This window comes from Halomonas daqiaonensis (genome assembly GCF_900109725.1).
GTDB classification, from domain to species: Bacteria; Pseudomonadota; Gammaproteobacteria; order Pseudomonadales; family Halomonadaceae; genus Halomonas; species Halomonas daqiaonensis.
On record NZ_FOBC01000003.1, the window covers coordinates 65,177 to 89,993 of the forward strand.

General features: G+C 66.9%; 26 protein-coding genes. 14 read left to right on the plus strand and 12 right to left on the minus strand.

What is annotated here, in order from left to right; translation table 11 throughout:
- The first annotated feature begins 8 nt into the window (after nucleotides 1–8).
- From BMY30_RS02980 to tldD, 4 genes are read left to right on the plus strand one after another with little or no spacing between them, the layout of a single operon-like run.
- Nucleotides 9–614, plus strand: a complete 606-nt coding sequence (locus BMY30_RS02980; RefSeq protein WP_089710455.1) for a Maf family protein — start codon at nucleotides 9–11, stop codon at nucleotides 612–614.
- 34 nt (nucleotides 615–648) lie between these two features.
- A complete protein-coding gene (rng, locus tag BMY30_RS02985) occupies nucleotides 649–2,112 on the plus strand; it encodes a ribonuclease G (RefSeq protein WP_089710456.1) in 1,464 nt (487 codons plus the stop codon).
- A gap of 4 nt (nucleotides 2,113–2,116) precedes the next feature.
- Nucleotides 2,117–5,956, plus strand: coding sequence for a YhdP family phospholipid transporter (locus BMY30_RS02990; RefSeq protein WP_089710458.1), 3,840 nt, complete (start codon nucleotides 2,117–2,119; stop codon nucleotides 5,954–5,956).
- The gene (tldD, locus tag BMY30_RS02995; RefSeq protein ID WP_089710460.1) at nucleotides 5,953–7,407 is read left to right on the plus strand and encodes a metalloprotease TldD; all 1,455 of its coding nucleotides are present in this window, start codon (nucleotides 5,953–5,955) and stop codon (nucleotides 7,405–7,407) included. Before BMY30_RS02990 ends, tldD begins: the two co-directional genes overlap by 4 nt.
- Nucleotides 7,408–7,579: 172 nt before the next feature.
- On the opposite strand, the gene yjgA is transcribed toward tldD, so the two are convergent.
- Nucleotides 7,580–8,086 carry a ribosome biogenesis factor YjgA gene (gene yjgA, locus BMY30_RS03000; RefSeq protein WP_089710462.1) on the minus strand — a complete coding sequence of 169 codons (507 nt, stop codon included), beginning with the start codon at nucleotides 8,084–8,086 and terminating at the stop codon, nucleotides 7,580–7,582.
- A gap of 120 nt (nucleotides 8,087–8,206) precedes the next feature.
- Between yjgA and pmbA the strand changes: the two genes are divergently transcribed.
- Nucleotides 8,207–9,547 (plus strand): metalloprotease PmbA, encoded by a 1,341-nt coding sequence (pmbA, locus tag BMY30_RS03005; protein WP_089710464.1) that lies wholly within the window; start codon nucleotides 8,207–8,209, stop codon nucleotides 9,545–9,547.
- A 4-nt stretch (nucleotides 9,548–9,551) separates the two neighbouring features.
- Here pmbA and BMY30_RS03010 read toward each other — a convergent pair whose 3' ends face one another.
- The 11 genes from BMY30_RS03010 to BMY30_RS03060 all read right to left on the minus strand — a co-directional run bounded on the left by BMY30_RS03010 (nucleotide 9,552) and on the right by BMY30_RS03060 (nucleotide 17,759).
- Nucleotides 9,552–9,821 carry an HPr family phosphocarrier protein gene (locus tag BMY30_RS03010; RefSeq protein ID WP_089710465.1) on the minus strand — a complete coding sequence of 90 codons (270 nt, stop codon included), beginning with the start codon at nucleotides 9,819–9,821 and terminating at the stop codon, nucleotides 9,552–9,554.
- A gap of 3 nt (nucleotides 9,822–9,824) precedes the next feature.
- A complete protein-coding gene (gene rapZ / locus BMY30_RS03015) occupies nucleotides 9,825–10,745 on the minus strand; it encodes an RNase adapter RapZ (RefSeq protein ID WP_089710467.1) in 921 nt (306 codons plus the stop codon).
- Between the two features lie 50 nt (nucleotides 10,746–10,795).
- Nucleotides 10,796–11,281 carry a PTS IIA-like nitrogen regulatory protein PtsN gene (gene ptsN, locus BMY30_RS03020; RefSeq protein ID WP_089710469.1) on the minus strand — a complete coding sequence of 162 codons (486 nt, stop codon included), beginning with the start codon at nucleotides 11,279–11,281 and terminating at the stop codon, nucleotides 10,796–10,798.
- 6 nt (nucleotides 11,282–11,287) lie between these two features.
- The gene (gene hpf / locus BMY30_RS03025; RefSeq protein ID WP_089710471.1) at nucleotides 11,288–11,596 is read right to left on the minus strand and encodes a ribosome hibernation-promoting factor, HPF/YfiA family; all 309 of its coding nucleotides are present in this window, start codon (nucleotides 11,594–11,596) and stop codon (nucleotides 11,288–11,290) included.
- Nucleotides 11,597–11,766: 170 nt separating this feature from the next.
- Nucleotides 11,767–13,191, minus strand: a complete 1,425-nt coding sequence (locus BMY30_RS03030; protein ID WP_089710473.1) for an RNA polymerase factor sigma-54 — start codon at nucleotides 13,189–13,191, stop codon at nucleotides 11,767–11,769.
- Nucleotides 13,192–13,333: 142 nt separating this feature from the next.
- Entirely contained in the window at nucleotides 13,334–14,059 is a 726-nt protein-coding gene (gene lptB, locus BMY30_RS03035) for an LPS export ABC transporter ATP-binding protein (protein ID WP_089710475.1), read from the minus strand.
- Nucleotides 14,059–14,589 (minus strand): lipopolysaccharide transport periplasmic protein LptA, encoded by a 531-nt coding sequence (gene lptA / locus BMY30_RS03040; RefSeq protein WP_089710477.1) that lies wholly within the window; start codon nucleotides 14,587–14,589, stop codon nucleotides 14,059–14,061. The genes lptB and lptA overlap by 1 nt, the downstream gene beginning before the upstream one ends.
- Complete coding sequence (lptC, locus tag BMY30_RS03045; RefSeq protein WP_089710479.1) at nucleotides 14,586–15,170, minus strand: LPS export ABC transporter periplasmic protein LptC; 585 nt, start codon at nucleotides 15,168–15,170, stop codon at nucleotides 14,586–14,588. The genes lptA and lptC overlap by 4 nt, the downstream gene beginning before the upstream one ends.
- Before the next feature lie 3 nt (nucleotides 15,171–15,173).
- A complete protein-coding gene (locus tag BMY30_RS03050) occupies nucleotides 15,174–15,731 on the minus strand; it encodes a KdsC family phosphatase (RefSeq protein WP_089710481.1) in 558 nt (185 codons plus the stop codon).
- 41 nt (nucleotides 15,732–15,772) lie between these two features.
- Nucleotides 15,773–16,768: a KpsF/GutQ family sugar-phosphate isomerase gene (locus tag BMY30_RS03055; protein WP_089710483.1), complete on the minus strand. Its 996-nt coding sequence runs from the start codon at nucleotides 16,766–16,768 to the stop codon at nucleotides 15,773–15,775.
- A 40-nt stretch (nucleotides 16,769–16,808) separates the two neighbouring features.
- Nucleotides 16,809–17,759, minus strand: a complete 951-nt coding sequence (locus tag BMY30_RS03060) for a calcium/sodium antiporter (RefSeq protein ID WP_089710486.1) — start codon at nucleotides 17,757–17,759, stop codon at nucleotides 16,809–16,811.
- Between the two features lie 136 nt (nucleotides 17,760–17,895).
- Here BMY30_RS03060 and BMY30_RS03065 point away from each other — a divergent pair, with 136 nt between their 5' ends.
- From BMY30_RS03065 to hisD, 9 genes are all read left to right on the plus strand, one after another.
- Entirely contained in the window at nucleotides 17,896–18,708 is an 813-nt protein-coding gene (locus BMY30_RS03065) for an ABC transporter ATP-binding protein (RefSeq protein WP_089710488.1), read from the plus strand.
- Nucleotides 18,705–19,487: a lipid asymmetry maintenance ABC transporter permease subunit MlaE gene (gene mlaE / locus BMY30_RS03070; RefSeq protein ID WP_089710489.1), complete on the plus strand. Its 783-nt coding sequence runs from the start codon at nucleotides 18,705–18,707 to the stop codon at nucleotides 19,485–19,487. Before BMY30_RS03065 ends, mlaE begins: the two co-directional genes overlap by 4 nt.
- Before the next feature lie 16 nt (nucleotides 19,488–19,503).
- On the plus strand, nucleotides 19,504–19,968 hold the full coding sequence (mlaD, locus tag BMY30_RS03075) for an outer membrane lipid asymmetry maintenance protein MlaD (protein ID WP_089710491.1): 465 nt from the start codon (nucleotides 19,504–19,506) through the stop codon (nucleotides 19,966–19,968).
- 5 nt (nucleotides 19,969–19,973) lie between these two features.
- The gene (locus BMY30_RS03080) at nucleotides 19,974–20,624 is read left to right on the plus strand and encodes an MlaC/ttg2D family ABC transporter substrate-binding protein (RefSeq protein WP_089710493.1); all 651 of its coding nucleotides are present in this window, start codon (nucleotides 19,974–19,976) and stop codon (nucleotides 20,622–20,624) included.
- The gene (locus BMY30_RS03085) at nucleotides 20,621–20,959 is read left to right on the plus strand and encodes an STAS domain-containing protein (RefSeq protein WP_089710496.1); all 339 of its coding nucleotides are present in this window, start codon (nucleotides 20,621–20,623) and stop codon (nucleotides 20,957–20,959) included. Before BMY30_RS03080 ends, BMY30_RS03085 begins: the two co-directional genes overlap by 4 nt.
- A 140-nt stretch (nucleotides 20,960–21,099) precedes the next feature.
- Nucleotides 21,100–21,354, plus strand: coding sequence for a BolA family protein (locus BMY30_RS03090; protein ID WP_089710498.1), 255 nt, complete (start codon nucleotides 21,100–21,102; stop codon nucleotides 21,352–21,354).
- Nucleotides 21,355–21,367: 13 nt separating this feature from the next.
- Entirely contained in the window at nucleotides 21,368–22,630 is a 1,263-nt protein-coding gene (gene murA / locus BMY30_RS03095) for a UDP-N-acetylglucosamine 1-carboxyvinyltransferase (protein ID WP_089710501.1), read from the plus strand.
- A 20-nt stretch (nucleotides 22,631–22,650) separates the two neighbouring features.
- Entirely contained in the window at nucleotides 22,651–23,313 is a 663-nt protein-coding gene (gene hisG, locus BMY30_RS03100; RefSeq protein WP_089710503.1) for an ATP phosphoribosyltransferase, read from the plus strand.
- A 94-nt stretch (nucleotides 23,314–23,407) separates the two neighbouring features.
- Nucleotides 23,408–24,730 carry a histidinol dehydrogenase gene (gene hisD / locus BMY30_RS03105; protein ID WP_089710505.1) on the plus strand — a complete coding sequence of 441 codons (1,323 nt, stop codon included), beginning with the start codon at nucleotides 23,408–23,410 and terminating at the stop codon, nucleotides 24,728–24,730.
- Nucleotides 24,731–24,817 lie beyond the last annotated feature (87 nt).

Genomic DNA, 24,817 nt, shown 5'->3' on the forward strand with positions numbered 1-24,817 from the left:
GCCGTCACATGACCCCCGCCCCCGTGCTGTGCCTGGCCTCGGCCTCACCGCGCCGCCGCGACCTGCTTGCCTCGATCGGCGTGACGGTGGAGGTGCACCCCGTGGATATCGACGAGACACCGCGGTCCGGCGAGGCGGCTGACGACTACGTGGTCCGCCTGGCCCGCGAGAAGGCGCTGGCCGGTGCCCGCCTGTCAGTGCTCCCCGCCCTGGGGTCGGATACCGCCGTGGTGTGCGATGGCGAGATCCTTGGCAAGCCCGTGGATCGCGAGCATGCCGGGGCCATGTTGCGCTCGCTGGCAGGACGCGAGCATCAGGTAGTTACCGGGGTGGCGGTAACTGGCCCCGCTGGGCTACAGACGGGCTGCGTGACCACTCGCGTCTTCATGCGTCAGATCACCGATGCCGAGCTTGCCGCCTACTGGGCCACCGGCGAGCCGTCGGACAAGGCCGGTGGCTATGCCATCCAAGGCCTGGCGGCGGTGTTTGTCGAGCATATCGAAGGGAGTCACTCGGCGGTGGTGGGACTGCCACTTTACGAGACCGCTGACCTGTTGGCCCGACAGGGCGTGCCGGTCTGGAACGGGGCGCTCCCGATCGAGCCTATGTCATAATGGCGGCAGACTTTTTTTGGACAAGGATTTCCGCATGAGCGGTGAAGTACTCATCAACCTGACGCCGATGGAGACCCGTGTCGCCGTGGTGGAAAACGGCGTGCTGCAGGAGGCCTTCATCGAACGGGCTCGACGTCGTGGCATCGTCGGCAACATCTACAAGGGCAAGGTGGTTCGCGTGCTGCCGGGCATGCAGGCTGCCTTCGTCGACATCGGCCTGGACCGAGCCGCCTTCATTCACGCCCACGAGGTGATGCCCCCCGGGACCCCGGCCGAGGAGCAGGTCTCCATCGCTCAACTGCTCCATGAGGGCCAGTCGCTGGTGGTGCAGGTGACCAAGGACCCGATCGGCTCCAAGGGGGCGCGGTTGACCACCCATCTCTCTGTGCCCTCTCGCTACCTGGTCTACATGCCCGACTCCCCCCACCATGGTGTCTCCCAGCGCATCGAGGACGAGATGGAGCGCGAGCGCCTGCGCGGCCTGATCGAGGCGGCCGGTGTCGAGCAGCAGCTGGAGGTGACTGGCGGCTTCATCGTGCGCACCGCCGCCGAGGCCGTGGGTATCGAGGAACTCGCCGCCGACATGCATTTCCTGCTGCGTCTGTGGCGGCGCGTCAGCGAGCGCAGGGTGACGGCAGTGGCCCCCAGCGTGATCTACGATGACCTCCCACTGTTCATGCGCACCCTGCGTGACGTGATGCGTGACGATATCGAGAAGGTGCGTATCGACTCCCGCGAGAACTACGGCAGGCTGATCGAATTTGCCCAGGAGTTCATGCCCGCGGCGGTAGAGCGCATCGAGCACTATGCCGGGGAGCGGCCGATCTTCGATCTGTTCAGCGTCGAGGACGAGATCCAGAAGGCACTGGGGCGCAAGGTACAGCTCAAGTCCGGGGGCTACCTGGTCATCGATCCCACCGAGGCGATGACCACCATCGACGTCAACACCGGCGGCTACGTGGGCCATCGCAACCTCGAGGAGACGATCTTCAAGACCAACCTCGAGGCTGCCACTGCTATCGCCCGCCAGCTGCGGCTGCGCAACCTGGGTGGCATTATCATCATCGACTTCATCGACATGGACGACCCCGAGCACCAGCGCCAGGTACTGCGCATGCTCGAGAAGTCGCTGGAGCGCGATCATGCCAAGACCAAGTGCACCGGGGTCACCGAGCTGGGCCTGGTGCAGCTGACCCGCAAGCGCACCCGGGAGAGCCTGGAACAGACGCTGTGCGAGGCCTGTCCGACCTGCGTGGGCCGCGGCACCCTCAAGACCCCGGAGTCGGTCTGCTACGAGATATTCCGGGAGATCCTGCGCGAGGATCGGGCCTACAGCGCCGAGACCTATGCCGTGCTGGCCTCCCAGGCGGTAGTGGATCGCCTGCTCGACGAGGAGTCCGCCGCGGTGGCTGACCTGGAGGAGTTCATCGGCAAGCCGATCCGTTTCCAGGTGGAGGCCCATTACTCCCAGGAGCAGTACGACATCGTGCTGATGTGAGCCCATGTCCCTGACCCGGCTTGTCTCTCGCTGGCTGTTGACCCTGGTGGCGCTGTTGCTGGGGCTACTGGCGGTGCTGACCTTGGTGCTGCGCCTGCTGCCCATACTGCTCGAGGAGCAGGCACCGCAACTGGAGCGGTTGCTCTCGGCGCGCTTCAATGCGGTGGTGGAACTGGACGAGTTGACGGCCGGCGTGCGGGGGCTGGATCCGCACCTGGCGATCGACGACCTGCTGATCCGCTCGCGTGGGGGGCTGGGGCATGTCCCGCTGCTCGAGGTAGAGCAGGCTCAGCTGCGCCTGGATAGCCTGGCCAGCCTGGCCGCCGGCGTGCCCCTGGTGGCCGATGCCCGGGTGCAGGGCGTGACCGTGCACCTCTATCAGGACCAGGCCGGGCGCTGGCACTGGCCGGCCCCAGCGGAGATTCCCCTCGAGCTGCTTCCCGAGGCCGCCTTCGACCTCGACCGTCTCGACTTCTGGGTCGGCATGCTGCTGCGCCAGAGCGCCTGGGTTGACCAGCTCAGCCTGGTGCTGCACGGCCAGAAGACACGTGCCGTACTCGAGGCGCCACGCCTGGTAATGACCGGAGACGCGCGCCGTACACGCCTGGAGGGCGAGGTGCTGGTGGAAGGACAGCGGGAGCAGGCCATCCGTATGGTGATGGAGCTGATTCCCGGGCCCTCCGGGTTGGCCGACTTCAACGCGGCGCTGCAGGCCGAGATGCGCCTCGACAGCCTGCTGGGGCTTTCCGAGGTGCTGGGCTACGGCGACGCCCTGCGCCTGGAGGCAGCTAGCGGCGAGGCGCGCCTCTGGGGCCGCTGGCATGCCGGCCGCCTGGCCGATTTGCGCCTCGATGTCGATGCGCCCTTGTTGGCCCTGAGCCAGCCCGAGCCGAACGGCGACGCAACGTCACCCCCGGCCATCGTGCTCAATCGGGTGACGGCTCGCGGCCAGTGGCTGCGTGAAGCATCGGGCTGGCAGGCCTGGCTCGAAGGTGATGCACGCAGCGCCGACTGGGCAAGGCCCGAAGGGAATGGCGAAGAAACGGCCACAGGGCCGGCCGTGCCACAGTACTGGCATGCCCGCAGCCGCGATGACGGCTGGTGGCTTAACACCAGCGAGTTCGATCTCGGGGCCCTGGCCGCCTGGCGCGACCGATTACCGCTGCCCGAGGCCCTGGCTCGGGTGATCGATAGCCTGGACCCGCGTGGACAGGTGACTGGCCTGGGGTTGGGTCGGCAGGGAGGCGACTGGATCGCCCGGGCCTCGGCCACCGAGGTGGAGGTGTCCCCCTGGCAGAATGCTCCCGGGGGCGGGCCCTTGGATGTCTGGGTGACCTCGCGGGATCTCAAGGGCCATGTCGAGTTCGCCGGCCGCGACAGCCGGCTGCACTTTCCGCGCGTGTTCGGCCCGCCCATGGCGCTCTCCCGCGTCAGCGGCGTGATCGATTGGGCCTATGATGGCCCACGCAGCTTCGTCAGCGGACGCGAGCTCGAGGTTGACTGGAACGGGGCCCGGGTCGAGGGAGGCTTTGGGCTTTCGGTGGGCGGTGGCCAGCATGGGGGCTTTGGGCTGCAGCTCGATTTCCGCGATGTGGATGCCATCGAGACGCCGCTGGTCGACTGGCTGCCGGTGGGCGTGCTGGGACCAGAACTCGCCGACTGGCTGGCCGGCGGGGTGGCCGGACGCGTGCCAGAGGGCTCGCTGCGGCTGCATGTGCCACTGAGTCGAGAGGGCGAGCGTATCGAGCCGGCCCTGCAGCTGGCCCTGGACGTGGAAGAGGGGCGCCTGCCCTTTGCGCCCGACTGGCCGACTCTCGAGGGGGTAAGCGGACGGTTGCGGATGGTTGACGGGACCCTGACGGCGGAGGTGGACCGCGCCGAGAGCCTAGGGGTCGAAGCTCGCGCCGGTGAGGTTCGTCTGGCCGAGGAGCGGCTCACCGTCAGTAGCGGGCTCGAGGCCTCCGCCGAGGCGCTGCGGCGCTACCTGATGGCGCTGCCCGTCGAAGGCATGGCGGCGGTGGAGGACTGGCAGGGTGAGGGCCGGGCGTCCGGCAGCCTGGACCTCGCCCTGACGCTGAGCGAGCCCGGCTCCCTGGCACTGGACATCGACACCCAGGCGGATTTCCCGAGACTCGTCCATGCTCCCCTGCAGCTGGTGTTCCGTGACATCCAGGGTCCCCTCGCCTGGCGTCAGCGTGGCGAGGAGGGCGGCCTGGAGGGGCGGCTGACGGGGCGGCTGCTGGGCGGGCCCGTGACCAGCGAGATCGACACCCTCGATGGGGAACTCGACCTGGCCGGCACGGCCGAAGCTCAGGCCATCGCCGACTGGAGCGGCATCCCGGGCCTTGGTGACTTGATCGAGGGACGGCTGCCCTGGCGGGGGCGCCTGGCGACCGATGATGACGACGTCACGTTGCGACTCGACAGCAGCCTGGAAGGGCTGGCCATCGCCCTGTCGGATCCGCTGGGCAAGACCCGAGAGGCACGCCTCCCCCTGGAGTTGACCTTCGACCTGACCGAGGGTCGCATTGATGGCCGGCTGGGCGAGCGGTTGGGTCTGCGCTGGCGCAAGCTCGACGGTGGCGCCTCCTCGCAGGGTCAGGCGTGGCTGGGACGCCGACCGGACGCCTGGCATCGCGGTTCGGGCTGGAGCGTCACAGCCTATCAGCCGCGTCTGCCGTTGGCCGATTGGGCACGTGCGCTGTCCCCGCTGATCCCGCAGGATCGCCGCAGTGGCTCTTCAGACATCGCATCGCTGGCCATCCGCACCGACTGCCTGCAGGTGCAGTCACGCTGCCTAGGCTCCTTGGCAATGCAGGGAAATACCCGAGGCGGGAACTGGGAGCTGGATCTGGACGGCAGCCTGGCCAGTGGACGTTTGTCATACAGACCCGACCTCGGGGCCCCGCTAGATATCATGCTGGACCGCTTGTCACTGGATGCCCTGGTACCGCCGGCCAGCGGCAGCGGCCAGCTGCTGGACGAGCTCGCTGTACCGCCCGAAGCGGCCCCCCTGCCGGAGGGGCTGGAGACCGTGCCCGACGGCCGGCTGCGAATCGCCGAGATCGCCTGGAAAGGGCAGCGTCTCGGCCCCTTCAAGGGGCGCTGGCGGTCGTCGGCAGACCGGCTGGTGGTCGATCCCCTGGGCCTAACGCTGGGCCAGATCAGCGCCCATGGCAACCTGGTGTGGGAGGCGAGCGGGGCCGGCGACAGCCTGACCCGAGCGCGTCTCGACCTGGATGGCCGGGACCTGGGCACTGCCCTGGCGGCACTGGGCCAGCCGGTGTCCGTGCGCAGCGGCGAGACCCGAGTGTCGAGCCAGCTGGCCTGGCCGGGGGCCCCCTGGCAGTTCGCCCTGGCTCGCTCCCGAGGCAGTCTCGAGGTGGCGCTGCGCGATGGACGCTTCGTCAATATCGAGTCGCCCTCGGCGCGGGTCGTCGGGCTGCTCAACGTCGACAACCTGCTGCGCCGGCTCAGGCTCGATTTCTCCGATGTCACCGGCCAGGGCACCGCCTTCGATCGTGTCACGGGTGCCGCTACCCTGTATGGTGGAGTGCTGGAAACCCGCGGCCCGGTGGAGATCGAAGGGCCGGCGACCCATTTCACCCTCAACGGCAGCGTCGACCTGGCGCGCCGGGAACTCGACCAGCGCCTGGCCGTCACAGTTCCGGTGAGCAGCAACCTGCCACTGGCGGCAGTACTCGCCGGTGCCCCGGTGGTCGGCGGCGCCCTGTTTATCGCTGACAAGCTGTTCGGTGACGCCATCGACCGCGTGACCCGAATCCATTATCGCGTGCAAGGCCCCTGGACCTCGCCGCGGATCTCTCTGGAAAGTGCCGAATGACATCACAGACTCACGCCATGCTCGACGAGGCCACCGCCGTTCTGCTGACGCCGGGCGGCCTCGACCTCGCAGCCCTGGATGCCGGGCTCGGCCATGCCATGGGCCCGGGCATCGACTATGCCGACCTATACTTCCAGCGCAGCTGGCACGAGGGCTGGGTGCTGGAGGACGGCGAGGTCAAGGAGGCCAGCTACAATATCGACGGTGGGGTCGGAGTGCGTGCCCTGGCCGGCGAAAAGACCGGCTTTGCCTACTCCAATCAGATCACCGCCGATGCCCTGGCCGAGACCGGTCGCACCGCCGCCGGTATCGTGCGCCACGGTGACCGACTGGGGGTGGCGCCGGGTGTGGCCATGGGCAGCCAGGCTCGTTATGCCGGTGTCGATCCGCTCACCGGCCTCTCCGCCGAAGACAAGATCGCCATGCTCAAGCTTGCCGACCGAGTGGCCCGGGCGGCGGATCCCGCTGTGTCCCAGGTCAGTGCCTCGCTCACCGGAGTCCACGAGGTGGTGCTGGTGCGCGCCAGCGACGGCACCCTGGCGGCAGATATCCGGCCCCTGGTGCGCTTCAATGTCAGCGTGATCGCGGTGCGCAACGGGCGTCGCGAGCGGGGCAGCGCCGGCGGTGGTGGCCGCTACGCCATGCAGCGATTGCGCGACGAGAACGTCGCCGAGCGCTATGCCAAGGAAGCGGTGCGGCAGGCGCTGGTCAACCTTGAGGCCGTCGACGCGCCGGCCGGCCAGATGCCGGTGGTGCTGGGGCCGGGCTGGCCGGGCATCCTGCTCCACGAGGCGGTGGGCCACGGCCTGGAAGGGGACTTCAACCGCAAGGGCAGCTCGGCCTTCGCCGGACGGATCGGCCAGCGGGTCGCCTCACCCGGCGTCACCGTGGTCGACGATGCCACCCTGGCCGATCGACGCGGCTCGCTCTCCGTCGACGACGAGGGGACCCCGGGTCAGAGCACCACCCTGATCGAGGACGGCATCCTGACCGGCTACATGCAGGACAAGGTCAATGCGCGGCTGATGGGCATGGCGCCGACCGGCAACGCGCGGCGCGAGTCCTTCGCCCACCTGCCGATGCCGCGCATGACCAACACCTACATGCGCGCCGGCCATGACGACCCGGCAGACATCCTGAAGAGCGTGAGGCGGGGCATCTATGCGGTGAGCTTCGGCGGCGGCCAGGTGGACATCACCTCCGGCAAGTTCGTCTTCTCGGCGAGCGAAGCCTATCTGATCGAGGACGGCAGGATCACCGCGCCGGTGAAGGGGGCGACCCTGATCGGCAACGGCCCCGAGGCCATGGGCCGAGTCTCGATGATCGGCCATGACATGGAGCTCGACACCGGCATCGGTGTCTGCGGCAAGGAGGGGCAGGGCGTACCGGTGGGCGTCGGCCAGCCGACCCTGAAGCTCGATGAGCTGACCGTGGGTGGGACTCAGTCCTGAGGCGGAGATCGTTACTGTCGCTAAGTGAAGCGAGGGGTGCCGGGGGCAGGCCAAAGAGGAGGTCCTATGCCATGGATGGCATCGGTAGCGCCCAAGGGTGGGTTCACAGCGCCTCCTCGATGGTCCGCCACCCCGGGGCCTGCCGCCGGATCAGCCTCAATCGGTGTCAGCCTTACAAGCCCGCGGTATCGCGAATCAGCCGGAATAGCCGGCGGGCATTGGTCGGCGGCTTGCCTTGCTCCTGCTCGCGGCGGGTATTGCGGATCAGCTGTCGCAGGGCCTGGCGGTCGACCTCGGGAAACTCGCTGACGAAGGCCTCGACGGCGTCTTCGCCCTCGGTGATAAGCCGATCGCGCCAACCCTCCAGGCGGTGGAAGGCATGGTCACGACGCAGTGTCTCGTTCTCGATCTCGTCGAACACCGCCTGGATGCCGTCGAGGTCCTCGCCGCGCATCAGCTTGCCGACGTACTGCATGTGGCGTCGGCGGGCCTCGCGGGCCTTGATGCGCCCCGTCTCCTCGATGGCCCGCAGCAGGTCGTCGGAGAGCGGGAAGCGGGCGCGCTGGGCATCGCTCATGGCGATGATCTGTTCGCCGAGCTGCTGCAGGGCCTGCATCTCGCGCTTGAGCTGGGACTTGCTGGGCCGCTCGTCGGCCGGGGAGAGGTCTTCCTGGGTCATGCCGGTTCCACGTCAGTCGGGATCGAATTGCGCAACAGTATATCAGCCCGTGGCATGGGGCTGGACAATGCACCATCGACAGGGCCGGCCCGATGGCCGGCCGAGTGAGGAGAGACGTTCATGACACAGGCTTTCGATGCCGCCGCGCAGCAGACCCTGCTGGAGAGTCGCGCCCGGATGGCCCTGGACCTGGCCCGTCGGCTGGGCGCCGATGCCTGCGAAGTGGGGGCCAGCGTCGATCAGGGCGTCGGCGTCAGTGTCCGCGAGGGCGAGGTGGAAACAGTCGAGCTGTCCCGGGACCAGGGGATTGCCGTGACGGTTTATGTGGGGCAGCGCAAGGGCAGTGCCTCCTCCAGCGACGCCGGAGAGGCCTCGGTGCGTGCCGTGGTCGAGAAGGCCCTGGCAATCGCTCGTCACACCGGCGAGGATCCGGCCTCGGGTCTGGCCGATGCGCGGCTGATGGCCACCGAGCTGCCAGACCTGGATGTCCACCATCCCTGGCCGCTTTCCATCGACGAGGCCACCGACCTGGCCTTGCGCTGTGAGTCGGCCGGTCGCGGCATTGCAGGCATCAAGAGCTCCGACGGGGCCAGCCTGTCCAGCGGTGAAGGGGTACGCGTCTACGCCAACAGCCATGGCTTCCTGGGCAGCCAATGCGGCAGCCGCCACTCGCTCTCCTGCATGTTGATTGCCGAGGACGAGAACGGCATGCAGCGCGACTACGACTTCACCAGCGCTCGTGCGCCCCGCGACCTGGCCGCTGCCGAGGCGGTCGGCGAGAGTGCCGCCCGCCGTACCCTGCAGCGACTCGGGGGCCGGCGACCGGCCACAGGGCGGATGCCGGTGCTCTTCGACCCGTCCCTCGCCAGTGGCCTGGTCGGCCACCTGATGAGCGCGATTGCCGGTGGCGCCCTCTATCGCCAGGCCTCCTTCCTGTGCGACCGGCTCAACGCCCCGCTCTTTCCTGACTGGTTCAGCCTTGGCGAGCGGCCCATGGAAGTCGGCGCCATGGCCAGTTCGCCCTTCGACGGCGACGGCGTGCAGACCCGTGATAATGTCTTCGTTCGCGACGGTCGTCTCGCCAGCTACATGCTCTCGGCCTACAGCGCCCGGCGCCTGGGCCTCGAGACCACCGGCAATGCCGGTGGGGCGCGCAACCTGCGTATCACCGCGCCGCTGGAGAGCCGCGAGGCGCTTCTCGCCCGCATGGGGCGTGGCGTGCTGGTCACCGAGCTGATGGGGCAGGGGGTCAACGGCGTGACCGGCGACTACTCCCGTGGCGCCGCCGGTTTCTGGGTCGAGGGTGGCAAGATCCAGCATCCGGTGGAGGAGTTCACCATCGCCGGGAACCTGGAAACGATGTTCAAGGGCCTCATCGGTATCGGGGACGATATCGATACCCGTGGCAGCATCCATACCGGTAGCTGGCTGGTCGACGAGATGATGGTGGCGGGCGGCTGACGCGTCAGCCGTCTTCTTCGAAGCGCGCCTCGAATAGCGACTCGATGGCTTCCATCGCCGCGTCTGCTTCCTTGCCTTCGGTGCACACCTCTAGTTCGGTGCCGCAGGGCGCGGCGAGGATCAGCAGCGACATGATGTTGTCGGCGTCGGCCTGTTGGTCGCCGCGGTACACGGTGACCTTGGCATCGAAGGGCTGGCAGCACTGCACCAACTTGGTGGCGGCGCGGGCATGCAGGCCGCGCCGGTTGGTCAGGGTCAGCTTGCGTCTCGGCACGCGTCAGGTTCCTTCCTGCGTGGGGTTGTCCCCGGCCAGTTCCTGGCCGGCGGCTAGCGTGACCTGCACGCCCAGTTCACGATGGCGCAGTCGCACGCCGTCATGGCGGTTCGCCAGCTGGTCGGCCAGACGCGTGGCCAGGTAGACCGAGCGGTGCTGGCCGCCGGTGCAGCCAATGGCCACGGTCAGGTAGCTGCGTTGACTGGCCTGATAGTGCGGCAGCCAGCGTTCCACCCAGGCGAGAATGTCGTAGAGCATTTCGCCGACGATCGGATAGCCGGCGAGGAAGGCGATGATGCTGGGGTCGCGTCCCGTGGCATCGCGCAGCGCGGGATCCCAATAAGGATTGGGCAGGCAGCGGGCATCGAAGACGATATCCGCATCCAGCGGTACACCGCGCTTGAAGCCGAAGGACTCCACGGTCAGGGTCATCCGCTCGGCTCGGTGGCCGGCAACCTGGTCGGCGATGCGACCCCGGAGTTCGTGCACCGAGAGACGTGTGGTATCGATGACCAGGTCGGCCAGATCGCGGATTTCGGAGAGTGACTCTTCCTCGGTATCGATCGCCTCGGCGAGCGTCATGTCGCTGCCGCGCGTCAGGGGATGCCGGCGACGGGTCTGGGAGTAGCGCTCGAGGAGAACGCGCGCGTCGGTGGTAAGATAGACCACCTGATAGTCGACCTGGCGGTCATGCAGCTCCTCGAGCAGTTCGGGAAAGCGTTCCAGGGCGTCGGGCAGGTTGCGGGCATCGATGCTGACGGCGATCGAGGAGCGCAGGGAGCTGTCATCCTGCAATTCATCGACGAGAGGGCCGAGCAGCATCGCCGGCAGGTTGTCGATGGCGTAATAGCCCAGGTCTTCCAGCGCCTGCAGCGCGATCGACTTGCCGGAGCCGGACCGGCCACTAATGATCACAAGCTGCATGCGGGTCTCCTGGTCATGGGGATGGCCGGGCAGGCCCGAGGCGGAAGGTATCAGCCCCCCTGAGCGCCGGTCGAGGCCTGTCGTCGGATCGCCTCCATGAGGCGTTCATGGGTTTCGCGCTGGCTGGTGCTGTGACGCAGCTGAGCACGGGTGTCGGCATCGTTCATTACACCGGCGACCTGGCCGAGCAGAGCCAGGTGGGCCTCGTCGGCCTCCTCCGGGACCAGCAGCACGAAGACCAGATCCACGGGCTCCCCGTCGATGGCGTCGAAGTCCACCGGCTCGTTCAGCTTCAGAAAGCCGGCGATGGGAGCCTTGCAGTGGGGGTTGCGGGCATGGGGAATGGCGACCCCGTTGCCGATGCCGGTACTCCCCAGTCGCTCGCGTCCGATCAGTCGGCTGAAGACCTCCTGACTGTCGAGGCTCGGCGTATTCTGGGCGATGAAGGTGCTGAAGAACTCCAGCACCCGTTTCTTGCTTCCCCCGGGTACATCGAAGAGCGTGCGCTCGGGGGGCAGGATGGCGTCCAGTGTCATGACGGATCAGCGAGCGCCGGCGCCCTGGGCGCGGGCCTGGGCCTTTTCCTTGTGCTTGACCAGTTGGCGGTCGATCTTGTCGGCCAGGGCATCGATGGCGGCGTACATGTCGTTTTCCATGGCTTCGGCATGGAGGTCGGCACCGGCAGCATGCAGGGTGCAAGCCGCGTGCTGGCGCTCTTTCTCTACCGATAGAGTGACCTGCACGGTGGTGATGTTGTCGTAGTGGCGTTCCACGCGGGCGAGCTTTTCTTGCACATAGTCACGCAGGGCGTCGGTCAGTTCCACATGATGGCCGGTGATGTTGACTTGCATGACACGCTCCTTGCTCTTTCGGGATATGGCTCGATTGTAACCCTTTTTGCTGTCCTGCATACCCCCTCGGCCCAGGGGATTCGAGAGGCGAACGACCGGCGACATTTCAATCGCTTGCGTGTACATAGCGGCACAGGGCCAGGGGTTGCAGAGGCGTCACCGGATGGAGGTCAGCGCAGTCGCTTGCGTTCGCTGGAAGACGGGATGCCCATAGCTTCACGGTACTTTGCGACCGTGCGCCGCGCGACGCTGATCCCAGCCTCGCCGAGCAGGCTAACCAGCATGCTGTCGGAGAGGGGCTTGCGAGGGGGCTCATCCTGGACCAGCTTGCGGATACGTGCCCGGATGGCAGTACTGGAGTGGGCATCGCCCTCGCCGCTGCCGCCCCCCACCTGGCTGGAAAAGAAGTACTTGAGCTCGAACATCCCGCGTGGGGTGTGGATGAACTTCTGGGTGGTGACCCGCGAGATGGTCGATTCGTGCATCTCGACGACCTGGGCGATGTCGGCCAGGATAAGCGGTTTCATCGCCTCCTCGCCGTGCTCCAGGAAATCCAGCTGACGCACCATGATCTCGCGGCCCACCCGCAGCAGGGTGTCGTTACGGCTGGACAGGCTCTTCATCAGCCAGCGCGCCTCCTGCAGATGGTCCTTGAGAAACTGGTTGTCTTCACTCTTGTCCGCCCGCCGGATGAGGGCGGCGTAGTCAGGCTGGATGCGCAGCCGTGGCATGGCTTCCGGGTTGAGTTCCACCTGCCATCCATCGCGGGTGTGGCGGGCGATGAGGTCGGGGATGACGTAGGTGTTGTCGCTGTCGCTGAAGGCGCTGCCGGGGCGTGGATCCAGCGAGCGCACCAGCTCGATTACCGTGTCTAGGGCGTCCTCGTCGAGGCCGAGGCGGCGCTTGAGCAGGCGGCGGTCGTCGCCGGCGAGTGCTTCGAGGAACTGTCGAACCAGGCGCCGGGCCTGGGGTAGCAGCGGAGTGTCGTCGGGCAGGCTGGCCAGCTGCAGCAACAAGCATTCTCGCAAATCCCGGGCGAAGACCCCCGTGGGCTCGAACTGCTGCAGGCGCAACAGCGCCTGCTCGACTTCGTGGGACTTGAGTCCCTCGAGGCCCTGAGCCCTGAGGCCGTCACGGATCTCCTCCAGGGGCTGGGTCAGGTAGCCGTCGCTGTTGACGCCATCGATCAGGCTTTCGGCGATGCGCAACTGGCGTTCATCCAGGTCAGTCATGGCCAGTTGCCAAGCCAGATGGCCCTGAAGGCTCTGGCCCGACGCCTGGCGCTCGAAGTCTGGGCCTTCGCCACTACCGCCGGCGGGCGCGGTACCCAGATCCTGATAGGTGTCGGACCAGTCGCTGTCGGTGCTGAGTTCGTCGGGGATCTCGCTGGCCCACTCGTCGTCGTCGGCTTCGCTGACTGCCTGCTCACCGAAGTCGTCCGCGACCTCGAGCATGGGGTTGGACTCCAGCGCCTGCTGGATCTCCTGGCGCAGGTCCAGGGTAGAAAGCTGCAGCAGCGCAATGGCCTGCTGCAATTGGGGCGTCATGGTCAGCTGGGTACCGACGCGCAACTGCAGGGACGCCTTCATGGCCATGAGAGGAGTGTCCTCGGCTTGCCGAAAACCCCAACACTAGCCGCTGTCCGGGGGAGCTTGCAAGATCAAAAAAGCAATAATTGTGCCAAGCGCAATCTTTATGCCGTCGCTGAACAACGACAGACATATCAGATGATTGCGATCAGAGACGGAAGTCCTCGCCCAGGTAGACCTCGCGGACGCGCTGGTTGGCAAGGATAGCCTCGGCATCGCCCTCGGCGATGATACGGCCGTCACCGACGATGTAGGCCGTGTCGCAGATGTCGAGCGTGTCACGGACATTGTGGTCGGTGATCAGCACGCCGATGTCTCGGGCTTTCAGCTGGCGGATGATGCCCTTGATCTCGCCCACTGAAATGGGGTCGACGCCGGCGAAGGGCTCATCGAGCAGGATGAAGGCGGGCTCGGTGGCCAGCGCCCGGGCAATTTCCACACGACGTCGCTCACCCCCGGAGAGGCTCATGCCGAGGTTGTCGCGGATATGCGTCACGTGGAAGTCCTCGAGAAGCTTCTCGAGCCGGGCTCGGCGTCCGATGCGATCGAGATCCTTGCGGGTCTCGAGAATCGCCATGATGTTGTCGGCAACCGACAGCTTGCGGAAGATCGACGCCTCCTGGGGCAGGTAGCCGATACCGGCCCGGGCTCGCTCGTGCATGGCCGCCTTGGAAAGGTCGAGGTCGTCGATGGCCACCGACCCGGCATCGGCGCGCACTAGGCCGACGATCATGTAGAACGAGGTGGTCTTGCCGGCCCCGTTGGGGCCGAGCAGTCCGACGATCCGGCCCTGCTGGATGGAGAGACTGATGTCCTGTACCACCCGGCGTCGCTTATAGCTCTTGGCCAGATGGAGGGCGCTCAGGGTCTTCATCACTGGCCGTCCTGCTGCTCGGGTTCGAGGGTCATGCGCACCCGCTGGCGCCCCTCGACGCCCTCGGCATCGGCGCGGGCCTGAACCACGCGGCGGTCGAGGAAGTATTCCAGATAACCGCCATCGAAGGTGTCGCCACCCTGGTGCAGTTCGGCTCGGTCGATCAGCTCGATGCGGCGCTCGGCGACATGGTAGACGATGGTGCGCCCCCAGCCCCGGACCATGGGCTCATCCGGGGCTGGCTTCTGCTCGATGTAGGCGCGGTCGCCGGTGGCGGTGGCAAGGGTCAGCAGGCCCTGGTCGTTGCGCCGGATCTCCACCCGGTCGCCGGTCAGCTGCATGCTGCCCTGGCGGATGTCCACGTCGCCGGTGTAGACCGCGGTGCCGGCGCGATCATCGAGGTCGAGACGATTGGCCTCCACCTCGATCGGGGCGCTGGCATCACCCTCTAGGGCCAGGGTCGGGGCACTGCCCAGCAGCAGGGCGATGATGCCGAGGGTCAGTAGAGGGGTGAAGGGGGGGCGTATCATGACTCGGGCTCCTCGCGGGTGTCGGGCGGATGGTGGCCGCGCACATTGTCGGTCAGCCGGGCGCGACTGTCATTGATCCAGGCGTCGAAGCGCTCGCCACGCATCCGCTGGGGCGGCTGGCGCAGCAGGGCGGGGGTGTCGCTCCAGGCATGGCCGCTGTCGGCGTCGAAGTGTAGTACCTCCGTGTCGAGCTGCCAGCGCTCGGCGGGGGCCAGGAGTCGTGCATCGCCGGAGAGGGTCAGCGGGTTGCCGCCCGCCCCCAGGGTGCCGCGCTCGCCGCTGGCCAGCCAGACCCGCCCCGAGTCGTCCAGTAGCCGCCCCTGCGGACGCTCCAGGCGGGTGACGTCGTCATGCGGGGTATGGGTCAGGCGTGGGGTATCGAGCCGCTGATGGGGGCGCCCCTGGGCATCGAAACGGGTCAGCTGGGCATCCTCCAGATAGTAGTCCGGCTCGCCGGCCTCGCTCCCTGGCACGGGTCCGGGGGGCGAGTCGTCTCGCGTGTCGAGCAACGCCAGTCCGCCGCCCAGGGCGAACAGCAGCAGGAACAGGCCGGTGCGAAAGCCGGGACGCGGCAGGCGCATGGATCAGGTCGTGCCGTGCAGGTAGGTGTCGAGTACAGCATCCCAGTGCCCCTGGGCCTGGAGCAGGGTGTCGCAGATCTCGCGGACGGCACCATGCCCGCCCACGGATGCGGTGACCCAGTCGGCATGCTTGCGGATATAGGCCGGTGCACTGGGCACGCTGATGCCGATCCCGGCACGCCGGATGGCGGCCACATCGGGCATGTCGTCACCACAGTAGGCGACCTGATCGAGATCCAGGCTTAGACGGGTGCAGAGTTCACGCAGCACCGTAAGCTTCTTCTCGGCCCCCTGGAAGACATGCTTGACGCCCAGCGCAGCGGCGCGCTGGCTGACCATCGGTGAATCGCGACCGGTGATCAGGGCGACCACGATACCGGCGCGCTGCGCCAGCTTGATGCCATGGCCATCAAGGGTGTGAAAGGCCTTGATCTCGACGCCATCGGCCTGAAAGTAGAGGCGCCCGTCGGTGAGCACGCCGTCCACGTCCATGGCGAGCAGGCGTACGTGACGCAGGCGGTCGACGAGGTGGCTGTCGAGCAGGGGGGAATCGAGGCTCATGGTGTCTCCAGCAGTCTGGGGCTTGGGGTGGGCGAAGGGCGTCAGATGACGCCGCTGGCGAGCAGGTCATGCATGTGCAGGGCGCCAACCGGGTGGCCGTCGGCATCGACCACGGCCAGTGCCGAGATGCGGTTGTCCTCCATGATGCGCACCGCCTCGGCGGCCAGGGTGTCGGGAGCGATACGCTTGCCGGGACGGGTCATGACATCGTCGACGACGAGTCGAGTGAGGTCGCTGTGCTGGTCGAGGGTACGGCGCAGGTCGCCGTCAGTGTAGACCCCGGCCAGGCGACCGTCGGTATCGACCACACAGGTGAAGCCCAGCCCCTGGCGGGTGATCTCCAGCAGGGCATCACGCAGCGGGCTGCCGAGGGCGACGCTGGGCAGTCGACGGCCCCGGTGCATCAGGTCGGCGACTCGCAATAGCAGGCGCTTGCCCAGGCTCCCGCCGGGATGGGAGAGGGCGAAGTCCTCGGCGGTGAAGCCGCGCGACTCGAGCAGCGCCACGGCCAGGGCGTCACCGAGCGCCAGGGCGGCGGTGGTGGATGAGGTCGGGGCCAGATCCAGCGGACAGGCCTCGCGTTCGACGCCGGCATCCAGGTGGGCCTCGGCATGTCGGGCCAGGGTCGAGCCCGGGCGGCCGGTCATGCTGATCAGTGGTGCCCCCATGCGCTTGAGCAGCGGCAGCAGGGCGGTGACCTCGGCAGTCTCGCCGGAATTGGAGAGGGCCAGCACCACATCGCCGGGGGTGATCATGCCCAGATCGCCATGGCTGGCTTCGCCGGGATGCACGAAGAAGGCCGGTGTGCCGGTGCTGGCCAGGGTGGCGGCGATCTTGCCGGCAACATGGCCCGACTTGCCCATGCCGGTGACCACCACGCGTCCGCGGCAGGCCAGGATCAGCTCGCAGGCGTGGTCGAAGGCGTCGTCGAGGCGTCCGGCCAGGGCGGCGATGGCCTGCTGTTCCAGTTCCAGGGTGCGGCGGGCACTTTCGCGCAGGAGGGACGTGCCGGCGGCAGGGGGAGTGTCGTTGGTCATGGCGGTGATTGTTGCCCGTAGTGAGGTTTCACTCAAGGGGTCAGCCGACGGCGGGAGACCCCGCGATGCCGAGCCACGTCAGGTAGCCGGCATAGCTCAGCACCAGCAGGCCCCCGGGCAGGCGCCCCAGGTGGCCGCGGCGGTTCCACAGCAGCAGCGCCCCCAGGGCGAGCGTCAGGACCAGCATCACCGGGTAGTCGCGGCCGGCCGCGGCGGGATTCGTCGCCCCCGGGGCGAGCAACGCCGGCACCGGAAGCACGGTCAACATGTTGAAGAGGTTGGAGCCGATGACGTTTCCGATGGCCAGATCGTGGTGGCGCTTGAGGGCGCTGGCTACGCAGGCCGCCAGCTCCGGCAGGCTGGTGCCGATGGCCACCACGGTCAGCCCGATCACCAGTTCGCTGATACCGAGCCCCCGGGCCAGCTCGCTGGCGCCCCACACCAGGGCGCGGGAGCTGGCCACCATGATCACTAGGGTGATTGCTAGCCAGATCAGGGCCTGGCCCAGTGCCATGCCGGGAATCTCCCCCGCCATCTCGTCATCCGGGGTGTCGGCGCGGAACAGCCACCACAGGCTGAACACCAGCAGCATCAGTAAAAGCAGGCCATCGAAGCGGTCGAGGTGGCCATTGGCCAGGGTGTAGCCGGCCAGGCCGGTGGCGCCCAGCAGCAGCGGCAACTCGCGGCGCACGATGGAGAAGCGCACGGGGATCGGCACTACCAGGGCCGTCACGCCCAGCACCAGGGCGATGTTGGCGATGTTGGAGCCCAGCGCATTGCCGATGGCCAGGTCGGGTACCTCATCCAGGGAGGCCATCACCGAGACAACGATCTCCGGTGCCGAGGTGCCCAGCGAGACGACAGTCATCCCTACCAGCAGGGTGCTCATGCCGGCCCGCCAGGCGGTGGCCGCGGCTGCCCCGACGAAGCGGTCGGCGCTCCACAGCAGGCCGAGGAAGCCGAGTGCGACGATCAGCAGGGGGAGAAGCATGGCAAGGTCCGAGACGGTAAGTGGAGGGCGCACATTGAACATGTCGGGCCCGAGGGGTGCAAGACACGAGAGCGCTGGCGCGTCGCGTCATGGTTAGGATACGATGTTCGATAATATTCTCGAGGATGGTAAAGCGATGACGGACTCCCCCTTCGTGGAAGTGGAGAGCCTGTACTTCTCGCGTGGCGAGATGGAGATCTTCCGCGGCGTCGATCTGGTGATCCCGCGCGGTCGGATCACGGCCATCATGGGCCCCAGCGGTACCGGCAAGACCACCCTGCTCAAGATGATCGGTGGGCAACTGATCCCCGATGCGGGGCGGGTGAGCATCGCTGGTCAGGATGTCCATGCACTGTCGCGCAAGGCGCTGTTCGTGCTGCGTCGGCGCATGGGCATGCTGTTCCAGAGCGGGGCGCTGTTCTCCGACCTCGATGTCTTCGAGAACGTGGCCTTCCCGCTGCGGGTGCATACCGATCTGCCCGAGGCGATGATTCGTGACGTAGTGCTGATGAAGCTGCAGGCCGTCGGGTTGCGTGGGGCCCGGGAACTGATGCCCTCAGAACTCTCCGGCGGCATGGCGCGTCGGGTGGCGCTGGCGCGCGCCATCGCCCTTGACCCGGAGTTGATCCTCTATGACGAGCCCTTCGCCGGCCAGGACCCCATCTCCATGGGCGTCCTGGTGCAGTTGATCAAGCATCTCAACGACGCCCTGGGACTGACGGCGGTGGTGGTCTCCCACGACATCAAGGAGACGCTCTCCATCGCCGACTATGTCTACGTGATCGCCGACGGCCAGGTAATGGCCCATGGCACGCCGGCGAGCCTCGATGCGGACCTTGATCCTCGCGTCAGCCAGTTCATGCATGGCGAGCCCGACGGACCGGTGCCCTTCCATTATCCGGCGATCGACTTCCATGCCGATATCCTGGGCAGCGGGGGGCCGCGATGATCGACCGGATTCGACGCCTGGGGCGGCATGGTTGCGAGCTGCTGGAATCACTGGGTCGGGCCGGGATCTTCCTCGGCCAGTCGGCGGTGGGAGTTCCGTCCCGCGAGGGCGTCTACCTCTGGGTGCGGCAGATGCACTTCGTCGGCGTGATGTCGCTGGCCATCGTACTGGTCTCGGGGCTGTTCATCGGCATGGTGATAGCCCTTCAGGGCTACACTATCCTCGTCGACTTCGGCGCCGAGCAGGCGCTGGGGCAGATGGTAGCGCTCTCTCTGTTGCGCGAGCTGGGACCGGTGGTGGCGGCGCTGCTGTTCGCCGGGCGCGCCGGCTCTGCGCTGACTGCCGAGATCGGTCTGATGAAGGCCACCGAGCAGCTGACCAGCATGGAGATGATCGGCGTCGACCCGTTGCGTCGCGTGGTCGCACCGCGTCTCTGGGCCGGTTTCGTGGCCCTGCCGTTGCTGACCATCGGGTTCAGCGTGGTGGGCGTATGGGGAGGCCAACTGGTCGGTGTCGAATGGCTCGGCGTCTTTGAGGGCTCCTACTGGGGCAACATGCAGGCCAGCGTCGAGTTCATTGACGACGTGGGCAACGGCCTGATCAAGAGCCTGGTGTTCGCCCTGGTGGTGACCTGGATCGCGGTATACCAGGGCTATGACCTGATTCCCACCTCGGAAGGCATCTCGCGTGCCACCACTCGCACGGTGGTGTATTCCTCCCTGGCGGTACTGGGCCTGGATTTCGTGCTCACCGCCTTGATGTTCGGTGGGCTTTCCTGATGTTCGGAGCAAACGCATGAAACGCAGCAAGACAATGGAGCTCGGGGTCGGCCTGTTCATGCTGGCCGGTATCCTGGGCCTGGTATTCCTGGGGTTGAGGGTCAGTGGCATGAGCCTCGCCCTGCCAAGCGAGACCTTCCGACTGGAAGCCAACTTCGCCAGCATCGGCGGCCTCAAGCCGCGCGCGCGGGTTACCCTGGCCGGTGTCACCGTGGGGCGCGTCGAGGTCATCGAGCTGGATACCGAGTGGTACGATGCGCGCGTGGTGATGGAGCTCGACGGCCAGTTGGAAGGCCAACTGCCCGAGGACAGTACCGCCGCCATCCTCACCGCGGGCCTGCTCGGTGAGCAGTATGTGGGGCTCTCGATGGGCGGGGCGCCCGAGACCCTCGCCGATGGTGATACCCTGCGAGATACGCAGTCTGCCCTGGTGCTGGAGGAGTTGATCCAGCAGTTCGTGACCAGCATGGTCAAGGAGTGAAGAAGATGAAGATATTGAACCTTCGCGCATTGTTCGCCGGGCTATGCCTGCTGCTGATGGCGTTGCCGCTGATGGCTGCCCAGCCCGACCAGAATCCGGAGCAGATGATTCGCGCCAGCATCGACAAGCTGATGACGCGGATCGAAGGGCAAGAGGAATACTTCGCCGACAACCTCGACGAGCTCGAGGCGATCGTCGACGATAGCCTCGAGGAGGTGGCCGACTTTCGCTACATCGGTGCCAGTGTCATGGGGCGCTACTTCAGCAATGCCACGCCGCAGCAGCGTTCGCGCTTCGTCGAGACCTTCCGCAAGACCTTGATCGATACCTATGCCCGGGGCCTGGTCACCTTCGACTACCGCGAGATTCGGGTGCTCGATAACCAGCAGGCCTCGCGTTACGAGGACCAGGCAAGCGTAGCCATGGAGGTGGTAGCCAACGACGGCACCGTCTATCCCGTCAGCTATTCGCTGCGCCTTTCCGACGGCCAGTGGAAGGTGGTCAACGTGATCGTCAACGGCATCAACCTGGGGCTGACCTTCCGCAATCAGTTCGACCAGGCGATGCGCGACCACAATCGCGACTATGACGCGGTCATCGACGGCTGGGCGCCCGAGCTTGCCGTCGAGGAACTGGAGGAGGGCGGCGACGCATGAGCGTCCTGCTTGAACAGCGCAGTTCCTGCCTGGAAGCCGAGGACTGTCGATTGGTGGTGACCGGCGAGGTCGGATTCGAGGTCGCCTCGGTGATGGCCGAGGCCGGCAATGCCTGGCTGGCTGGCCGACCGGCCGGCAGCGAGGTGGTCTTCGATCTGAGCGGCGTCGACCGTGTCAGTAGCGCCGCGCTCAGCGTGCTGCTGGAGTGGAGCCGCCAGGCCCGTGATGTCGGCGTCGAGGTGGCTTCGGTTCGGCTTTCAGCCCCCCTCGAGCGCCTGACCCGGTTGGCGGGACTCGACACCCTGCTACCGCTCGGCGAGACGGTCGCCGCTTGAGCCTCTCCTTCGTTTCCATCGCCAAGCGCGGTGCTTTTCTTTACCATGGCGTGCCATGACATTTTCGCTGCCGACGGTCACTGCGTGGCCACCGGCGGCGTGTTCGCGACGAGTTTACGAATCACAGGAGTGCCGGTGCCATGCAACCCAGCGAAGTGAAGGCGCTGCTCGAGAGCCGTCTCGACGGCTGCGAGTTCCACATTCAGGGCGAAGGCTGCAACTTCCAGGTGCTGGCCGTGGGCGAGGTCTTCGAAGGTCTTTCGCCGGTCAAGCGCCAGCAGATGATCTACGGTGCGCTGTCGGAGGAGATCGCCTCCGGTGCCCTGCATGCGGTCAGCATCAAGACCTACACCCCACGGCAGTGGCAGGCCGCCACCGACAACCAGGGGGCCTGAAGGTCGACCTTCCATGGACAAGCTGATCATTACCGGCAATGGCCCCGTCGATGGCGAGGTCTGGGCAAGCGGCGCCAAGAACGCCGCTCTGCCGATCCTCTGCGCGACCCTGCTGGCCGATGAGCCGGTGACCATCGGCAATCTGCCGCACCTGCAGGACATCACCACTACGCTCGAATTGCTCGGCCACATGGGCGTCGAGGCCGTGATGGGCGACAGGATGTGCATCCAGCTCGATGGCGCCCAGGTCACCGACTGTCATGCGCCCTACGAGCTGGTCAAGAAGATGCGCGCCTCTATCCTGGTGCTCGGTCCGCTGCTTGCCCACTTCGGCCATGCGGATGTCTCGCTGCCTGGCGGCTGTGCCATCGGCTCGCGCCCGGTTGACCTGCATATCCGTGGCCTGGAGGCCATGGGGGCCGAGATCAGTGTCACGGCTGGCTACATCAAGGCGCGGGTCGATGGTCGACTGCATGGCGCCACCATCTTCTTCGACACCGTTACCGTGACCGGCACCGAAAATCTGCTGATGGCGGCGACCCTGGCGGACGGCACCACGGTGCTGGAGAACGCTGCCCGGGAGCCCGAGATCGTCGACCTGGCCGAGTGCCTGATCAAGATGGGTGCCAAGATTCGCGGACATGGCAGTGACACCATCGTCATCGAGGGCGTCGAGCGGCTGCACGGCGCCTATCATGACGTCATGCCCGACCGCATCGAGACCGGCACCTTCCTGGTGGCGGCTGCGCTCTCCCGGGGGCGGGTGCGGGTACGTAACACTCGCGCCGACATCCTCGATGCGGTACTGGCCAAGCTCGAGGAAGCCGGAGCCACCATTACCACCGGGGAGGGCTGGATCGAGCTCGACATGCAGGGCCGGCGGCCGAAGGCGGTCAATGTACGCACGGCGCCCTATCCGGCCTTTCCTACCGACATGCAGGCCCAGTTCGTGGCGATGAATGCGGTGGCCGAGGGCACCGCCCGGGTGGTGGAGACCATCTTCGAGAATCGTTTCATGCACGTGCAGGAGCTCAACCGCATGGGGGCCGACATCGCGCTGGAAGGCAACACCGCGGTGATCACCGGGGTCGAGACCCTCTCCGGGGCACCGGTGATGGCCACTGACCTGCGGGCCTCCGCCTCGCTGGTGATCGCGGCGATGATGGCCGAGGGCGAAACCTTGGTCGACCGTATCTACCATATCGACCGTGGCTATGAATGCATCGAGGAAAAATTGCAGTTGCTGGGCGCACGCATCAGGCGTATTCCCGGCTGAGCCGACCAACAGGCGAGACCATGAGCAAGCAACTGATTCTGGCCCTCTCCAAGGGCCGCATTCTCGACGAGACCCTGCCGCTGCTGGCCGATGCCGGTATCGAGCCGGCCGAGGACCTGGGCAAGAGCCGCAAGCTGCTGTTCGATACCAACCTGCCGGATGTCAAGCTGGTGGTGATCCGTGCCACGGACGTGCCGACCTATGTGCAACTCGGGGCGGCGGACCTCGGTGTGGCCGGCAAGGACGTGCTGCTCGAGCACGGTGTCGAGGGCCTCTATGAGCCCCTCGACCTGGAGATCGCTCGCTGCAGGTTGATGACAGCCGGCGTCACCGGGGCCGAGCCGGCCCGGGCCCGCCGCCGAGTCGCCACCAAGTTCGTCAACGTGGCGCGCCGCTATTACGCCGAGCAAGGGATCCAGGCCGAGGTGATCAAGCTCTACGGTGCCATGGAACTGGCACCGTTGATGAACCTGGCCGACGAGATCGTCGATATCGTGGATACCGGCAATACCCTGCGGGCCAACGGCATGGAGCCGCGCGAGCTGATCGCCCCCATCAGCACGCGGCTGGTGGTCAACAAGGCGGCCATGACCATGAAACACGAACGCCTGAAACCGCTCATCGCCCGCCTGCGCGAGGCGGTGGCGGCGCGCCGCGATAGCCTTGCCGTGTCGGCCCCATAGCCACGCCTGCCTTGCCGGCGGCCAGGTGCCGCGGCAGCCTGTCGCGTAGTCTTGTCAAAGGCGACGAACCCCGTTTCGAGAGGAAGCCACTGCCATGAGCCAATCCCCCACCGATGGCGTCGATATCGCGCGGTTATCGACCTCTCAGGCCGACTTCGATAGCCGCCTGGCCGACCTGCTGGCCTGGGAGGGGGTCTCCGACGCCGAGGTCCAGCAGCGCGTCGACGAGATTCTCGCCGCCGTGAAGGCTCGTGGCGATGCGGCGCTGGTCGAGTATTCGAACCGTTTCGACCGGCTCGCTGTTGCGTCCATGGCCGAGCTGACGCTGAGTGAGGCACGACTGCGCCAGGCCTTCGAGGGCCTGCCGGTGGAACAGCGCGAGGCTCTGTCGAGCGCTGCCGAGCGCATCCGCGCCTATCACGAGCACCAGAAGCCGGCCTCCTGGCACTACACCGAGGCCGACGGCACCGTGCTGGGCCAGCAGGTCACGCCCCTGGATCGCGCGGGCATCTATGTGCCGGGCGGCAAGGCGGCCTACCCCTCCTCGGTGCTGATGAATGCTATTCCCGCCCATGTGGCCGGCGTGCGCGAGATCGTCATGGTGGTGCCGACCCCCGATGGCATCCTCAACGAGCTGGTGTTGGCCGCTGCCTATCTCGCCGGTGTCGACCATGTCTTCACGCTGGGCGGCGCCCAAGCGGTGGCGGCCCTGGCCTTCGGCACCGAGACGGTGCCGAGGGTGGACAAGGTCGTCGGTCCGGGGAACATCTACGTGGCCACCGCCAAGCGGGCGGTATTCGGCCAGGTGGGCATCGACATGATCGCCGGTCCATCGGAGATTCTGGTGGTCTCGGATGGCGGTACCGACCCCGACTGGCTGGCCATGGACCTCTTCTCTCAGGCCGAGCATGACGAGGATGCCCAGGCGGTGCTGGTGAGCTGGGACCTGGAGCACCTGCAGGCGGTGGAGGCGTCGATCGCACGGCTGCTGCCGAGCCTGGAGCGTGCTCCCATCGTGCGCGAGTCGCTGGCCCGCCGCGGCGCGCTGATCCATTGCCAGGATCGTGACGAGGCGATGGCGCTGATCAACCGTATCGCCCCGGAGCATCTGGAACTCTCGGTGGCCAATCCGGAGGGGTGGTTGCCGGAGATACGCCATGCCGGCGCCATCTTCATGGGGCGCTATACCGCCGAGGCGCTGGGCGACTACTGCGCCGGCCCCAACCATGTGCTACCTACGTCAGGGACGGCGCGCTTCTCCTCGCCGCTGGGGGTCTACGATTTCCAGAAGCGCTCCTCGATCATCCACTGTACTTCGCAGGGCGCCGCCGAGCTCGGCAAGATCGCCGCCACGCTGGCGCGGGGTGAGGCACTGACCGCCCATGCCCGCTCGGCCGAGTATCGCCTCAAGGCGTAGCACTTCGGCGAACGGGGTGGCGCAATGACATGCGTCATGACAAACCGGGGCCCCGTCCAATGGCGGGGTCCTCGCGTCGTTGGAAAC

What these genes read in the sequence shown, in the direction of transcription:
- tldD (WP_089710460.1), top strand. Translation starts at nt 5,953, where the DNA reads ATGACATCACAGACTCACGCCATGCTCGACGAGGCCACCGCCGTTCTG.
- BMY30_RS03065 (WP_089710488.1), top strand. Translation starts at nt 17,896, where the DNA reads ATGACGGACTCCCCCTTCGTGGAAGTGGAGAGCCTGTACTTCTCGCGT.
- hisD (WP_089710505.1), top strand. Translation starts at nt 23,408, where the DNA reads ATGAGCCAATCCCCCACCGATGGCGTCGATATCGCGCGGTTATCGACC.
- rng (WP_089710456.1), top strand. Translation starts at nt 649, where the DNA reads ATGAGCGGTGAAGTACTCATCAACCTGACGCCGATGGAGACCCGTGTC.
- yjgA (WP_089710462.1), bottom strand. Translation starts at nt 8,086, where the DNA reads ATGACCCAGGAAGACCTCTCCCCGGCCGACGAGCGGCCCAGCAAGTCC.
- BMY30_RS03085 (WP_089710496.1), top strand. Translation starts at nt 20,621, where the DNA reads ATGAGCGTCCTGCTTGAACAGCGCAGTTCCTGCCTGGAAGCCGAGGAC.
- BMY30_RS03055 (WP_089710483.1), bottom strand. Translation starts at nt 16,768, where the DNA reads ATGACCAACGACACTCCCCCTGCCGCCGGCACGTCCCTCCTGCGCGAA.
- mlaD (WP_089710491.1), top strand. Translation starts at nt 19,504, where the DNA reads ATGAAACGCAGCAAGACAATGGAGCTCGGGGTCGGCCTGTTCATGCTG.
- BMY30_RS03090 (WP_089710498.1), top strand. Translation starts at nt 21,100, where the DNA reads ATGCAACCCAGCGAAGTGAAGGCGCTGCTCGAGAGCCGTCTCGACGGC.
- BMY30_RS03080 (WP_089710493.1), top strand. Translation starts at nt 19,974, where the DNA reads ATGAAGATATTGAACCTTCGCGCATTGTTCGCCGGGCTATGCCTGCTG.
- BMY30_RS03030 (WP_089710473.1), bottom strand. Translation starts at nt 13,191, where the DNA reads ATGGCCATGAAGGCGTCCCTGCAGTTGCGCGTCGGTACCCAGCTGACC.
- rapZ (WP_089710467.1), bottom strand. Translation starts at nt 10,745, where the DNA reads ATGCAGCTTGTGATCATTAGTGGCCGGTCCGGCTCCGGCAAGTCGATC.
- hisG (WP_089710503.1), top strand. Translation starts at nt 22,651, where the DNA reads ATGAGCAAGCAACTGATTCTGGCCCTCTCCAAGGGCCGCATTCTCGAC.
- mlaE (WP_089710489.1), top strand. Translation starts at nt 18,705, where the DNA reads ATGATCGACCGGATTCGACGCCTGGGGCGGCATGGTTGCGAGCTGCTG.
- BMY30_RS03060 (WP_089710486.1), bottom strand. Translation starts at nt 17,759, where the DNA reads ATGCTTCTCCCCCTGCTGATCGTCGCACTCGGCTTCCTCGGCCTGCTG.
- lptC (WP_089710479.1), bottom strand. Translation starts at nt 15,170, where the DNA reads ATGCGCCTGCCGCGTCCCGGCTTTCGCACCGGCCTGTTCCTGCTGCTG.
- lptA (WP_089710477.1), bottom strand. Translation starts at nt 14,589, where the DNA reads ATGATACGCCCCCCCTTCACCCCTCTACTGACCCTCGGCATCATCGCC.
- lptB (WP_089710475.1), bottom strand. Translation starts at nt 14,059, where the DNA reads ATGAAGACCCTGAGCGCCCTCCATCTGGCCAAGAGCTATAAGCGACGC.
- ptsN (WP_089710469.1), bottom strand. Translation starts at nt 11,281, where the DNA reads ATGACACTGGACGCCATCCTGCCCCCCGAGCGCACGCTCTTCGATGTA.
- hpf (WP_089710471.1), bottom strand. Translation starts at nt 11,596, where the DNA reads ATGCAAGTCAACATCACCGGCCATCATGTGGAACTGACCGACGCCCTG.
- pmbA (WP_089710464.1), top strand. Translation starts at nt 8,207, where the DNA reads ATGACACAGGCTTTCGATGCCGCCGCGCAGCAGACCCTGCTGGAGAGT.
- BMY30_RS02980 (WP_089710455.1), top strand. Translation starts at nt 9, where the DNA reads ATGACCCCCGCCCCCGTGCTGTGCCTGGCCTCGGCCTCACCGCGCCGC.
- BMY30_RS02990 (WP_089710458.1), top strand. Translation starts at nt 2,117, where the DNA reads ATGTCCCTGACCCGGCTTGTCTCTCGCTGGCTGTTGACCCTGGTGGCG.
- murA (WP_089710501.1), top strand. Translation starts at nt 21,368, where the DNA reads ATGGACAAGCTGATCATTACCGGCAATGGCCCCGTCGATGGCGAGGTC.
- BMY30_RS03050 (WP_089710481.1), bottom strand. Translation starts at nt 15,731, where the DNA reads ATGAGCCTCGATTCCCCCCTGCTCGACAGCCACCTCGTCGACCGCCTG.